Here is a 15,251-nt window from a genome sequence, read left to right as displayed (position 1 = left end):
CGATACCATCATTGGCATCAGGGTCGGTCTGGTCACACTGAACGTAGTTCGTGATTGGGGCTAAGATGGTGGGAAGGAGGTGTAAAGTAACCTGCTCTATACTGGTATTAGAACAAGAACCATTTGTAGTATAGGCTACAAAATAAGTAGCTGCAGAAGTACCTCCTGTAATCTCTCCGGTTGTATGGTCAATAACTGCACCATCAGTTGGTTGTGTACTAAAATCAAAAACACCTCCCATAACTCCGGTAACTGTTGCCGTAGCACCATCACACCCCGGTGTTAAATAGAAAGAAGCATCATCTAAAACTACTTCCACTGTCGCACTTTCGGCTAAAGTTGAAGTACAAAAAGGCGAACTCAGCATTGTAATGCTAACCAAATTAATGGTTACATCTTCTGTCATATCAGTTACCGAAACTGTTGCAGTACCTGAATCGTCAATTATAACGGTTTGCTCAAAACCATTATTAATAGTATAGGTTACCTCAGTATTGGGTTCTCCCCAAATAATAAACTGTGCTTCTCCCGTACTACTACATATGGGCGACTCTATTACCTGTACAACTGCTAATGGTTGGGGGACTTCTATGGTTACATACTGCACTAAAGTATCTCCACAGTTATCCGTTATGGTAAGCGTGTAAGACGCGGTTTGTGTTGGAGAAAATACAGGATTAGGGATTGACGGGTTACTTACACCTGTTACAGGTGACCATTGATAACTTACAGCTCCGTCGTAAGTACCATCTATAGTATCTATTGATTCACCCGCGCAAATGGTACCTCCTTCAAGACTGGAACCTAAAAATGAAAGATACTGAAAACAGATATACTGAAGGTTAGACTGCTGTCCTGTAGAACCTGTAAAACCAAAGTATACCAATGAAGTACCGTTAAATATATCATCAACCAAATCGGCTGTATAGCTAAATCGTTCGGAACAATCAAAAACAACCGAAAAGGTTTGTGTAGCTGCACGCCATTTGATTTTTATTTCGTGCTCTGTATTATCTTTAATATTGGTAGATGTAGGCGATGCCTGTACAGGAGCAACAAGATTATCTACCGAATTATGGCTTACATTACCATTGGTTTGTAATGCCACGTGATCAAATGAAGGGTCACCTATCATGGTACCTCCATTACTGTAAGTATCAAACTCTACAGCCAGTGTATTACTCTCAGGAAAATTCCTGTAGCCTAACCCTCCCCCAATGTTACCTATAAGCGGTGTGGAACTTGTTTTCATCACAAAAGCAATTCCGTCGGCTCCAAAGCTGTTTGCTCCAAAATAGGCATTGAACACAATATCAAAATCGGAAGTAAGATCGATGGGGTTGTTGTACCAAACCGCTCCCGAATTAGATTGTGCATTATTGGTAATCCTGTAACAACCATTTGCCATTTCGGCTGCATTGTTTACAAAGGACGGGGCGAGCTGTGCAAAAACCTGAGACGATAAAAAGAAGCAAATCCCGAATAAAAAAATTCGGGATAAGCAACTATGTATAAAGTGTGGTAGTGATTTCATGCTCTTTATCTTTTAAATAACAATTTTATACTGCAATTAGCCAATGATAATTACAGCCTAGGCATTAGTTTTCCTGCCTGTTTATATACACCCAGCCCGTATGGTTTGTACCATAGGTAGGATTTGAATCAGAGAAACTGATAGCATAGTAATAAGTACCGGTAGGCAGTTCATTACCGTTGTCTGACTGTCCTTCCCATTGAGTAGTATAATTGGAATAGGAATATACTTTTTCACCATAACGGTTAAAAACAGTAAAATTTTTAACACCAAAACCGGAAAGATCGAAAAAGTCGTTTTTACCATCTCCGTTTGGCGATATCCCCTTTTGTATAAAACACTGGTCTACAATTAGGTCAAAACTCGTAGTCGCAGTACAGCCGTTTTGGTTTTCTATAGTTAACCAGATGGTTTGCCCTCCCGGCTGCGTATTTTCAAAAGCAGACGGACTCGCAATAGTTACCATATTTCCGTCATTATCGTAAGCATAACTTACTATATCAGTGTCGCTAGTAAGTACCTCATCTTCTACTTGTGTCAAATCGAAACTCGTAATCCCATCACCATTAGTATCACAAAGCTGAAGGTTTGATGCCATATTATAAGTTACTTCAGGGTAAACAGTTACCTGAATTACTGATGTATTAAGACAGTTTGGTGTAGTATATTCTACAGTATATGATGCACCTGCTGAAGCATTGGTAATCTCTCCTGTTACAGCATCTATCTCAGCTGAATCTACCGCAACAGAATTAAAAGTAAACACACCTCCCGTAACTCCTGTAATTGTTGCCGTTGCCCCTTCACATCCCGCTGTCATGTAAAAGGAAGCATCTTCACTAATTACTTCTACTGTAACTGTTCCTGTTAAATCTACTTCACAAAACGGAGCTTCCGTTAAGGTTACGCTCACAAGGTTTATAGTTTGGTTTTCATCTGCTGGAGTGCTTACAGTAGCCTCGCCTGAAGCATCCAATATAACTGTTTGTTCTGTACCGTTGTTTATGGTATAGGCTACCTCAGTATTCGGTGTACCCGTAATTAAAAAATCTACCGCTCCACCGTTACATATTGAAGGTTGAAGTGCGTTTACTTCGGCCATTGGGTTAGCTACCATAATGGTACACTCCCTTTCCATTGTAAGTCCGCAATTATCTGTAATGGTAAGTGTATATGTCGTAGTTTCAAAAACCGTAAATACAGGATTAGCAATGGTTGGATCGCTTACTCCCTCTACAGGTGACCACTGATAACTCACAGCGCCTGCATAGGTGCCATCTATAGTATTTACAGGTTCGCCTGCACAGGCTACCTGATCCTGAATCTGATCATCTAAAAATGAAATGTACTGAAAACAGATATATTGTTCATTTGACAGAGAGCCTGTTGAACCTGTAAAACCAAAATAAACAGTAGAATTGCCTTCAAAAATATCGTTAACAATGTCTGCTGTATAACTAAAACGTTCAGAACAGTCAAAAATAACCGTAAAAGTTTGCAATTCGGCACGCCATAATATTTTTACCTCATGTTCCTGTCCGTCCTTAATATTAGTTGAAGTTAGGGAAGCCTGAACAGGAGCGACCAAATTATCCGGCGAGACATGGCTTGTATTACCATTTGTCTGAAGGGCAACGTGGTTAAAAAAAGGATCACTTATAACCTCACCCGAGGCTGTATTATTATTCTTAAAGGTATCAAACTCTACAGCCAGGGATGGTTGGTCAGGAAGGTTTCTATATCCCATTCCCCCTCCTATTATACCTATAACAGCATCGGGGGTAGTCTTTAGAACAAATGTCATTCCGTCTGCCCCATTGCTGTTTGATCCGAAATAGGCATTAAATACGATGTCAAAATCCTGTGAAAGATCTATAGGGTTATCATACCATGCAGCTCCCGAATTGGATTGCTGATTTGTTGTTATAGTGTAGCAATTGTCTCCTGTTGCAGAAGCATTGTTTACAAAAGTAGGCGTTAACTGCCCAAAGCTTTTTACTGAAAACAACAGGCATACTGCTAAAAGCAGCAATACCTGTTTATTGAATAGCACCAGATTATTCTTCATTTGTCAATTGATTAGTGTTATTGCTTTTCAACCTTATAGGTTTGTGTTTTCCCTCCTATATTTACCTTTAAAAAGTAAATCCCTGTAGGGAAGTTTACCATATTAACCACTGCCTGATTACTGCCAATATTTTCCTGCAGTACCTGCCTGCCCTGCATATCATAAATGGCTATACCGGCTATTGCCTCGTTATTGGACTGAAGCATTAAATTATCACTAACCGGATTTGGGTAGTATTTAAAAGTATCCAATATGTTTTCTTCAACAGAAAGTTCTTGTGTTTGTACATACATAGCCTGAGACCAGCGGCTGTTTTCCTCATTACCGCATTTAGAGCGCACAAAAACCTGATAAACAGTACTTGGTTCTACATTTTCGGTAGCCGTACCTTCACTTTCGCCATCAGTTACCTGTAAATAATCTTCCTCGGCCAAAACAGCATAGGTTACCTGCCCTGTCGAATTGTATATTTTACCGTACAGTACCTCCCATTCATCGGCATTACCTATTTCATCCCAGTTCACAAAAATTTCGTGGCCTGAAATTGCTTCTGCAGTAACATTTGTTGGCTGGGTACATATAGGGGTAGCACCGCTTTCCCTGTTTATAAGATATGCCGATACCGGTATGTATCCCTGAGCATCTACAAACTCGGCTTCCGGCACATCGATAGTAACCGAGTGCTCCCCAGCCGGCAAAGTACCCAAATCAATTTCATAAGTAGGGATTCGATCGCCCGGGCACCAGTTATTCCAGTATATCCAACCTCTTAACGGTAGTTGTGATGCCCCATAAATACCGTTGCCCTGTGTATTATACTGTCGATAAGGCTCACATGATTTCCCCCCCGGGATATACTCATAAATAAGCGTTTCATCTAAATAAACATAGTGCCTGCGACGAACGTATTCTTCTCCTCCCGAATTTGCCCCGTGGTTTGAGGTAATCAGGATTAGTTTTAAATTATCGGTCTCTTCTGTAATTGTGAAGTCAATTATCTTGGTTGTTTCACCCGTAACATCAGTAGCGTTATAATTGTTAAGCCTACTGTTTGCTAACAATGGCATAAATACCAAATCATCTGTATAAGTAATCTGATCATCTGTATTTGATGTAAAATTAAGGGTTGCCCTAAAAGTATCTAGGTGACCCGAACAGCCGGCTACCTGCTCCTGCCCTGCTCCCGTTGTACCAAACAATTGTAGCTCTACCCAAATATCATAGGTATTGCGTATGGATGTATTAGTTACTATTTCGCTAACATTGTTTGCCGTATACTCATAAGATAATGTTGTTGGAGAATAGTTTTTATTCATAAAAGGGGTTACCAACCTGGCTATTTCTACCCTTGGTACATCTTCAGAAACATAAGAGGTTGCTTCTTTTGGTGTAAATGCCAAAAACACATGGCAAAGCCTGTCATAATTATCGCAGGCGGCACCTATTTGCAAATCGATATCCAGTGTATTACCCATAGCATCCAGCTCGGTATCAGTAAGTTTTCTTGCATAGCGGGAATTAGAATGTCTTAACACTTCTGCCGGCATAGGTTCATATAAAGCCTCTTCGCTTAGTGTAGCGGTATAACCACCGTAAAAAATAACATCATCAAAAACCGTAATGGTTGTTTCCTGAGCATTGGACTGATTTGCCAGTATTAATGAGAAAACAAAGCATGATGTTTTAATCGTATTTTTAGCATAAGAACCAATATTGGCCTTAAAAACATTAAATATTTTTTTTTTCATAAATAGTAGAGTAAGTACAATGAAAGCCTACCCCGAAGTATGTTTCGAGGCAGGGTTTTCAACAGTTTAGATAGGAAAAAACTACTTTATTGCTATTTTATAAGTTCCTGTTTTGCCTAATGCAGTAACCTGCATTACATATACACCAACAGGAAGCTGTGATAAGTTTATTTGTGAAGCTGCCGCGTTTACTTTTACCTCTGTTAACCTTTGTCCTGCAAGGTTGTAAACCACAACATTTTCTATTATATCCTGAGCACTAATCCTAACGATACCTGTAGTTGGGTTAGGGTACAATACAAAGCCTTTTATTACATTATCGCTAAGTCCAAGCAATTGTGTTGAGAACACTTCCGGACCTTCCCAGCTACTTGTCATTTCCTCGCTGCAAATAGCACGAACATAAACATCATAAGCTGTATTATCTGTAAGCTCTTCCAGCATTACCTCGGTAAGATCATTTACAGTAACCGACATACCTTCTGCTTCAGGATTGAAGCCCTGCTCACCATAAAGTACTTCCCACTGGGTAGCTGTTCCGTTTTCTGTCCATAATACCATAGCGGTAGATGAAGTAACATCAGTAACCGATACCGATGAAGGATCTTCACACTCTATTGTATCTTCAAGGGTTACAAATGTCTGCTGGCCTTCCCACTCACTGGTAAAGTCCTCACCACAAACGGCACGAACATAAACATGATATTCGGTATTAGCATCAAGCTCCTCTAATGTCACTTCGGCAACATCGTTTACAGTAACCGACATGCCTTCCTCCTCAATATTAAATCCGGCAGGACCGTAAAGTACTTCCCACTGGATAGCCTCTCCGTTTTCTGTCCACGAAACCATAGCGGTAAAAGCTGTAATTTCTGAAATTTCGATAACTGATGGGGCAGCACAAACCACCTCTTCAAGGGTTAAGAATGCCTGCTGGCCTTCCCACTCACTGGTAAAGTCCTCACCACAAACGGCACGAACATAAACATGGTATTCCGTATTGGCATCAAGCTCTTCTAATGTCGCTTCGGCAACATCGTTTACAGTAACCGACATACCTTCAGCCTCAATATTAAATCCGGCAGGACCGTAAAGTACTTCCCACTGGGTAGCCTCTCCGTTTTCTGTCCACGAAACCATAGCGGTAAAAGCTGTAATTTCTGAAATTTCGATAACTGATGGGGCAGCACAAACCTCTGTTCCTGTTGTAACTTCTGTACAGTCAGACTGTACACTACAGCCACCGTTTGTAATAACTACTGCATAGTTACCATTTACCGTAGGTGTGAAAGCCTGTGTTGTTGCACCTTCAATAGGAATATCCTCATTATCACAGTCTATCCATTGGTAAGTTACACCTTCACTAGCCTCGGTAGCTGTTAGCACACCACTTTCCAGTGTTATTGTGTTGTCTATAACAACCATTGAAAGTTCGGTATCGCCTGCTACAAAGTTTGAAGTTGTACCTGTAAGGGCTAAACCGTTAAAGGTTCCCTCATAATCGTTTTGGGTACTATCGTAAACTGTTGTTACACCAGTGTTATCTGCTTCGGCTGCACCTTCGTTAAACTGAAAATAAGCCTGAAGGTTATCCTGAGGGCCACAAAAAGCAGCATCCATATTTGCCTGAATTTCTGTTTGTGTGCGTGCCACATTCCAAATACGAACTTCATCTATAGCGCCTTCATAATAGTTACTGCTATCAATTCTTCCACCTATCCTAACATCGGTAGCCGAACCCGTGAATACCGAAACGGTAAGGTTGCCCTCTACATCCAGTACACCATCTACATAAAGTTTTACCTTATTTGTAGCAGTTGGATCATACACTACAGCCACATGGTGCCAAAGGTTATCATTAACGGCAATGGTACCGCTTATTCCGTTACCCTGAGCTTCCAGCCTAATGGCATTATTAAAAAGTATATTAAAGGTAAACCTTGTGCCTGTTCCCAGTGAACCCCAGTCTACAATAACGCTTTGCCCGTCACCACCCTGATTTGCCGGTAGTGAATTTTTGTCTGTTTTAATCCAGGCTTCAACAGTTCTTGCCCCATTGCCTGAAATTCCTGCATAATCTGTCTGAATATAATCGTTTATACCATCAAAATAAAGTGCATTATTTTGCGCCTCTGCAGATAAGGATGACATAAGTAAGAAAGTGAACAATGCCCCCTTTAGTAAACGGGCTGCATTAAGTATTTTTCTGTTCATAATAATTAGATTTTTGGTTTGCCCCAAAAGTCTGATAACTCATTATTTCACTTTGTCAATCTCGTCTCAAATTATTACAATATTGTCTCAAAATGCTATTTTTCAGCATATTTAGCCGGTGTAATCTTATAATAATCCTTAAAACATTTAGAAAAATACGATGGTGTATTAAAACCCGTCATATAGGCAACCTCGGTTGCATTGTAGTTTTGTTTTAACAGCTGTGCTGCTTTTTTAAGTCGGTAAACTTTAATGATTTCACTCGCCGGTAAATTGAACATCATCTTTAGTTTACGGTGCAGGTTTGCCCTACTCATAAACAATGATGTGGCAAGCTCATCAACACTAAAATTTTTATTATCCAAATTGTCCTCTATAATAATATGAATCTTATCCATAAACTCGTTTTGAAGTATATCGGTATCCTCTTCTTGAGATGGAATAATTTTTGAAAACGTATCATGAAAACGGTCTCTTTGCTTACGCTGAAGTTCTAACAGATTTTTAATTCTTAGCTTCAGTTCAGATATACTAAATGGCTTGGTTACATAATCGTTTGCCCCAAACGAAAGTCCTTCCAGCCTGCTATCCATATCGGCTTTTGCCGTTAACAGAATAACCGGAATATGACTGATATTAATATCTTCCCTCACAGCTTTACAAAACTCAAAGCCATTCATTTGTTCCATGGAAACATCACTCACAATCAAATCTGGCGCCGACTCCAGTGCTACACTTAATCCTTCCTTACCATTACGGGCTATCAAAACATTGTACTTATCCTGAAGGCTCTCTGATATGAATTTAACCAGTTCATCGTGGTCTTCCACAATAAGAACTGTTGGTTTATCTTCGGCATTCTCTATTTGAGATACAGTCTCAACCTTTACTTTTTCCTGTACCTCAAACGGAAGATGTATGGTAAAAGTAGTACCTGTTTGAGCCTTAGTACTGCTTTCCAGCTTTATGGTTCCTTTATGCAATTCTACCAGTTCGCCAACTAACGAAAGTCCTATACCGGTTCCCTGAGAGGCTTCCTGATTACCGGCTTTGTAATACCTGTTAAAAATACTGGACTGTTCCTCTTCAGGTATCCCCCTTCCCGTATCTTTAACTTTAAGTATTAATCCGGTTTCGTCTTTTATTACGGTTACCGTAATAGTATCGCCTTCCTGAGTAAACTTAAGGGCATTAGACAACAGGTTATACAATATTCTATCGAGCGTATTAACGGAAAATAAAAATTCGGCCGACTCCGGTGCTTCAAGTTTTATGGTTACCTTTTTAACTGCGGCTTCCTCAGCAAAGACACCTGTAATATTCACAACAGCCGGCACTATATCGCCCCAAACCATTTGAGGTTTTAAAACTCCTGCTTCCAGTTTGGCTATATCCAGTAACTGATCTGTAAGCTGGATAAGACTACCTGTATTCTTTTTAATGATTTCCAATAGTTTATTATCCTCTGCAGTTAACTTATCGGTAAGCTGTTCGGCTGGCCCTAATATCAGTGAAAGAGGTGTTCTGAACTCGTGTGCAATATTAGAAAAGAAACGGGTTTTTACCTTGTCCAGTCTGCGCAGCTCTTTTGCTTCTCTTGATTTTAACCTAATTTCGTTTTTAACCATTTGCTGCTTTACCTTAAAGTTAAAGAACCAAACTAAGGCACCAATACCTATAAGTAGATACAGCAGCATTGCCCACCATGTTTTCCACCAAGGCGGAGTAATTTTTATTTCTAACGATTTTATATGATTACTCCAGGTACCTGTAGTGTTTGAGGAATTAACTTCAAAAGTATATTTACCCGGAGGCAGCTTGGTATAAACAGCTTCCCTTTTATTACCTGCTGTAACCCAGTTATCATCGTACCCTAAAAGTCGGTAACGGTATTTTATATCCTGCGGCTGATTAAACTGTAATGCAGTATAGGCGAACGCTATGGTATTTTCATTGTAGGGAAGCTCAATATTTTGTACCCCCTTTACAACTCCAATATTAGGTTTAAGAGTATAAATATTTTCGTTGTTCAGTTTGATCCCTGTAAAAGTTACATTTGGCGAAAATGTATCAGTCTTTATGGATTCAGGATTAAAAACAACCCCGCTTTTAACCCCGCCAAAAGCCATTTCACCATCTTTAAGCATAAGTTCATGATGCCTGTTAAACTCAATATTATTGAGTCCGTGACTACGTGTAAAAACACGGGTTTTGTAATTACTGGTATTAAAACACACAAGTCCTTTATTTGTGCCCAGCCACAAATTACCCAATGCATCTGACTGCATGGAATAAATCATATTATCAGGTAGTCCTTCCTTTACAGCAAAAACTTCACACTTACCCGTAGTTTTATGAAACTTAATTAACCCGGATGAGCTTCCTAACCATAAAAATTTATTATTATCAAAATCAGGAAGTACATCTATAAGATTATTGGCAGGTAATCCGTTTTCACTGCTCTGTATCTGTTTTATTGATTTATCAGCAAGGCTTACTTTAAGTAAACCATGAGCCTCAGTGGTTATCCAGAGTATGTTAGTATCCTTATCGGCATACAGGTTGTTGGTTTGTATTTTTTTTGGAAATGTAATATTTAAAGTATCTAATGACAGGATAAACTCCCATTTGTTCACCTCACTTTTAAATACATATATTGAATTATTCTTGTCTACCACTACAGGATTTCCGTTTTTAATTACCGATATACCCGTTATAGGCCTAAACCATGGTTTCTCCGGTGAGGGCACTTCCGGTAGTTTAATAGTTTTATTTAGTGTAGTATTAAAATAGCCTACAGTACGGTTAAGTGCTAACCAATGTTTTTCTCCATCCCATAAAGATCGTAATGAATAAGATGGCTGTAATACCCCTAAAAGATTGTTTCTCCAATTAAAAAAATCGACAAAGTTAATATCGTAAACATCTTTAAGCAGGTCTATTACAAAATCATCCTGATAATCAAAGCTTTTAAAATTAAGACGTGTATCTATAGTATAAATACCTTCGGCATCACCGCCAACCCAAAACAGTCCCGACTGATCGGTAATAAAAGCCTGTGCCTGTCTGTTTCCCCTCAGCTCAATTTTTGCCTGAGGAATTATACCCAGCGCATCAGAATAACTGTAAACAGTTTTATCTGACATAAAGTAATCAATACCATCATCCCCTACATCTATCCATTTGGGACCGTAATTAGTTTCGGCAATTAACTTAATTCTTCTGAATGTTTTATTCTCAGTATTAAAGAAGTAAAGATATTCTTTGTCTGCCCACATCAGTTCGCCATTACTTCTTTCACAGAAGGCAGAAAAACCATCCCCTAATTTTTTCACTTCCATCCCTTCAAACATTGTGTAAGGAATAGGGGTAGAATTAAACTTTTTTGTTTTAGGATTAAAGACGTTTAATGCTTGATGACTCAAAACCCACAGGTTTTTATTTTTATCTTCTAGCAGGTTATACACCGGATTACTCTCATCAAAAACACCTGAATAATCCGTAATTACATCTGTATCATTTAAATCAGTACTTAACAGCATACCCGAGTGAGCCTTAAACCAAAAAGTATTATCTGATGTTACCATCCAAACTCTTCGGTTTATTGTCAGGTTGTGCTTTTCTATAAATTTTGAAGTAATTATATGAGTAGGTTTTTCGGTAATAAAATCAAACCTGTCTATTACCCCTCCCTCATACATAATCCACATGGAATTATCATTTTCCTTTCTTATATGGCTAATAACATTTGAAGCCAGGGACGTACCTTCATTGTTATAGCTACTTTGGAAAATTTTAAAACGGTGTCCGTCATAACGGGCAAGTCCGTTACGGGTTCCTACCCATATAAAGCCGTCGTTATCTTCAATAATTCCTGATACAAACGACTGAGGCAGGCCTTCATCTACTGAAAGGTGCCTTACATTTTGTGAAAAAAGAAGAAAGGGAAATAATAATAAAATCAACAACACCCCAGCCTGTTTACCTACCATCTTTTTTTGCAGATTATTTTAGGGTGCAATATAAATAATAAAATTGCATACCTTTCCTCATAGCAATCACACAAAAAAAACATTAGTAAAACAATTTGTTATGTACCAAACAAAGCAAAAATCCCTGTGATACTATCACAGGGATTTGATTAATATACTTTTATAATAAATTATATTGCAGGTACTGCTGGCCAGTCTACAGGGATGTCTGTAAGGGCGTGCAGGTAGTTCGTTATAGTTTTATCTCCTACTACAAGCAGTACATCTATAAGTTTTCCTTTATCATAACCAGCTTCAAAAAAGTTAGTTAGTGCTGCTTCATCCGCATGACCTTTATTTTCGGCAATACTTTTTACTAATACTGCTAATGCCGAAAGTTTGCTATCAAAGTCTACCTCTGCTTTTCTTATGGCAATTATCTGCTCATCAGTAAAACCATTCATTTTTGCAATGGCAGTATGGGCGCTTAAACAGTATATACATTGGTTTACCTGACTCACTACCAAATTAACTACTTCTTTCTCTTTCGCTTTTAAGGACGATTTTCCGTTTTGGAAAGTAAGATAATTGCCAAGTGCATTTTCAGAATAAGCAAATGAAGCATACAGGTTAGGTACAAAACCTACCATTTTTTCAAGGTTATTAAAAATTTCCTGGTTGTTTGCAGAAACCTGCTCTTTTGTTGGAACTATAAAATTTTTCATTTTTTCAATTTTAATAATTAGACTTGTTGTTTCTTGATGGTACAAAGTTCCTTCAATATCAACTGCCATAAAAGGGACATATTTCCCGAATACTGGTACTTATTTCCCGTAATTAAAAATGATACTTAAATATGTGCTTTATTTCCCTACAAACGAAGTTTCCCTAAACGATATTGGTGAGAGTGTTGTATGCTTTTTAAAGAAACGGCTAAAGTGAGCCGCATCTTCAAAACCTAGTTCTCCGGCTATTTCCTTTGCCGATTTATCTGTATATGTTAACAATCTCTTGGCTTCAATTATGATCCTTTCCTGAATCACTGTTAATGGTGATTTATGATTATAAAGGGCAAATAAATTAGATATGGTTTTTGGCGACTTAAATAACTGATCGGCATAATACTTTACCTGATGCTGCGTGCGGTAATGACTCTCCACCAATAAATTGAATTTCCTTATCACATCCAGCTTATCATCCGGTAAATCATCCTTACTTATATACTGTTGTTTAGCAAGGCGTGTTACTATGATAATAAGTCTTTTAAGCAATACCATAAGCATTTCTCCCTGAACCACATCGGTAGTAATGAACTCGTCATAAAAAACCTGTAGTAATAAGTCTATTTTACGCTGGTCATCATCATTAAGTGTTATGAACATCCTTTCAGACGAACCGTAAAACAGGAAGCCCACACAACTTACTTCCTTATCGTGGTCTACTATACAATAAAACTCTCTGTTAAACTGCCATGCCAGTATATCCTGTGGTTGCGAGAAATAAAAACTCTCGTTTACCATAAGGCACAGCATAGAATTACACGGAAATACATACTCAATTCCGTCTATTACCACCATTTGGTCCTGTCCCCTGTTCCATGCAATGGTAAGGAGTTTATCTTTCCTGTCTTTTCCGTAAAACTGACGGTCAAATTCGGCTTCATCTGAAATCAGTCTGAAGTCGGCACCACTTTTAGAGTCATTATATCTGTACATATACGGCAGTATGTTAATAGGCCTTAAAAATAAGGAATATTAAACAAATAGCATTCCGCCCAATAGTTTACATATAAAAAAAACCTGCTTAAAATTTAAGCAGGTCAAACATTACAGGATAATCTGTCCCACCAGATTACCCCCTGGTTAACCAACCTCTTCTGCTTGCAGTCGCAATAGCATAAGGGGTTATCCAAAACAAACCAAAAGTGTATAAAATACTGTATGAGTAAGCCCAAAATGATTCGGCTACATTATATCTCTTTGCATAAAACAATACAGGGAAACTGGAGTAAATAAGGATACTTAAAAAAGTAGAACTTAAAAACAGTAACGGATGAGTTGCAATAAATACAAACATCAAAAGTATAACAGGATATGCCATTACAATTTTTAACCACTGGTTGAAAAACAACAGTCTTGTTCCGGCTTTTGAACCTTCCCTAAAATCTTTGAATACGAATTTTGACATCATTATATTTTCACGAACGTTACTCCTGCCCCATCTAATGAACATTTTATAAAGTCCTTTATATTGCTCAGGTACGTTTGTCAATACATAAGCATTTCTCTGGAATTTGATATGATACCCCTGTTTCATAATCATATTTGTCATGGCTCTGTCTTCACCAATATCTGAAGGTTGTCCCATAAAGGTTTGATTAATCCATTCTTCAAGGCAACCAAACACGGCCGTACTTCTGTAAGCTGATAAAGCACCAGGCGTACATAATACAGAACCTAACATGCTTTCTGCCGAACGTATAAATTCAAAACTCAACACAAAACTTACGTTAAGCATTTTAGGAATCATACCTTCTTTGTTATTCAGTACTCTAACGTTACCCGCAACAGCACCACATTCTTCGTTTACCACAAACGGACTTACCATATTTCTAAGGGTGTCGGCTTTCACAATAGAGTCACTGTCTATAGTTACAAAAATTTCTCCTGTTCCCATTTTAAAACCTCTGTAAAGCGCATGGCGTTTACCTTTATTTTCAGGCTGTTGTAAAATAGTAACTCTGTCCCCTAGTTTATCTTTAGCCCTTTGCATCCAAAACCAGGTATCATCTTTACTACCGTCGTCTATGGCTAATAGCTGAAGTTTTTCATGCGGATAATCACTCCCTGCTATACTTAACAGCGTGTCATAAACCAGTCTTCCTTCATTGTAGGCCGGTACGATAACCGTTGTTGTAGGAAGTTCTTCATCTGATACTGATTTAATCGACCTGTATCGTACATACAGATACACACTGTATAAAAAGAATACCGCCTTATAAACCAATAAAGCTGTAGTTATACCGATTAAAATCATACCACCTACAGAACTCATTCGGTTTAGGTTAAGTAAATCAAAATCAGGCTTAAAGTAATACACTAAAAAAGCTGCTGTAATCATCAGTAAAAAAGTACCTGCCAGCACTATACGTTCCAGTGATCTTTTTTCAGATTTTTCTTTTTCTTCTTTATTCTCTTTAACAGAAGCTACTTTTACTTTAGATATATCCTGCCTTTGTTGTGTGAATGAATTTACATTATTGGTTGGGGCATACAATGCTTTTGAGGTAATAGTTTCACTTTTCATCTTTTGGCATTTAGGGTTTAATTTAATTGAGTAATGCCTCTACCTGTTGGGTAATCGACAATTAACTATAGCCAAACCACATGCCATCAATAAAAAACACTGAAAAACAATGGCTTACACATAAACACCTCATTTATTGTGTAGAAAAATTCTACACTTTTAATTTTTATTCCACACTTTTTAAGCAAATACATAATAAAAAAAGCCCCGCAGTTGGGCAACTGCGGGGCTTAACGAAAATAGAAAAACTAAAAAGAAAAACTACAAATCTTACATTTGTAAGTATTACTATTTCTTCACAATAATAAACTCAGATCTTCTGTTTTGAGCATGTTGCTCTTCACTGCAGTTTTCTTTACAGTCAACCTTAGGCTCACTCTCACCATACCCCTGTCCGGAGATACGCTCTT

8 protein-coding genes are annotated in these 15,251 nt (G+C 38.2%); all 8 read right to left on the bottom strand.

Going from position 1 to position 15,251, the window contains the following annotated elements; translation table 11 throughout:
* Positions 1 to 1,534 (bottom strand): L-type lectin-domain containing protein (locus V3Z67_RS17325; protein WP_330444515.1); only part of this gene is annotated, 1,534 nt, incomplete at its 3' end.
* Between the two features lie 64 nt (positions 1,535 to 1,598).
* A complete protein-coding gene (locus V3Z67_RS17320) occupies positions 1,599 to 3,602 on the bottom strand; it encodes a lectin-like domain-containing protein (protein ID WP_330444514.1) in 2,004 nt (667 codons plus the stop codon).
* A gap of 17 nt (positions 3,603 to 3,619) precedes the next feature.
* Complete coding sequence (locus V3Z67_RS17315) at positions 3,620 to 5,350, bottom strand: peptide-N-glycosidase F-related protein (protein WP_330444513.1); 1,731 nt, start codon at positions 5,348 to 5,350, stop codon at positions 3,620 to 3,622.
* Between the two features lie 81 nt (positions 5,351 to 5,431).
* The gene (locus V3Z67_RS17310; protein ID WP_330444512.1) at positions 5,432 to 7,564 is read right to left on the bottom strand and encodes a fibronectin type III domain-containing protein; all 2,133 of its coding nucleotides are present in this window, start codon (positions 7,562 to 7,564) and stop codon (positions 5,432 to 5,434) included.
* Between the two features lie 95 nt (positions 7,565 to 7,659).
* Positions 7,660 to 11,556 (bottom strand): ATP-binding protein, encoded by a 3,897-nt coding sequence (locus V3Z67_RS17305; RefSeq protein WP_330444511.1) that lies wholly within the window; start codon positions 11,554 to 11,556, stop codon positions 7,660 to 7,662.
* Between the two features lie 170 nt (positions 11,557 to 11,726).
* Positions 11,727 to 12,260 carry a carboxymuconolactone decarboxylase family protein gene (locus V3Z67_RS17300; protein ID WP_330444510.1) on the bottom strand — a complete coding sequence of 178 codons (534 nt, stop codon included), beginning with the start codon at positions 12,258 to 12,260 and terminating at the stop codon, positions 11,727 to 11,729.
* Between the two features lie 138 nt (positions 12,261 to 12,398).
* Positions 12,399 to 13,250: an AraC family transcriptional regulator gene (locus V3Z67_RS17295; protein ID WP_330444509.1), complete on the bottom strand. Its 852-nt coding sequence runs from the start codon at positions 13,248 to 13,250 to the stop codon at positions 12,399 to 12,401.
* 136 nt (positions 13,251 to 13,386) lie between these two features.
* Positions 13,387 to 14,841, bottom strand: a complete 1,455-nt coding sequence (locus tag V3Z67_RS17290; protein WP_330444508.1) for a glycosyltransferase — start codon at positions 14,839 to 14,841, stop codon at positions 13,387 to 13,389.
* Between the last annotated feature and the right edge of the window lie 410 nt (positions 14,842 to 15,251).

Source organism: Flavobacterium sp. C4GT6, from assembly GCF_036347315.1.
Classification (GTDB): Bacteria; Bacteroidota; Bacteroidia; order Flavobacteriales; family Flavobacteriaceae; genus Flavobacterium.
The sequence above is the reverse complement of the archived record's forward strand: the minus strand, read 5'-3'. Positions and strand labels throughout refer to the sequence as shown.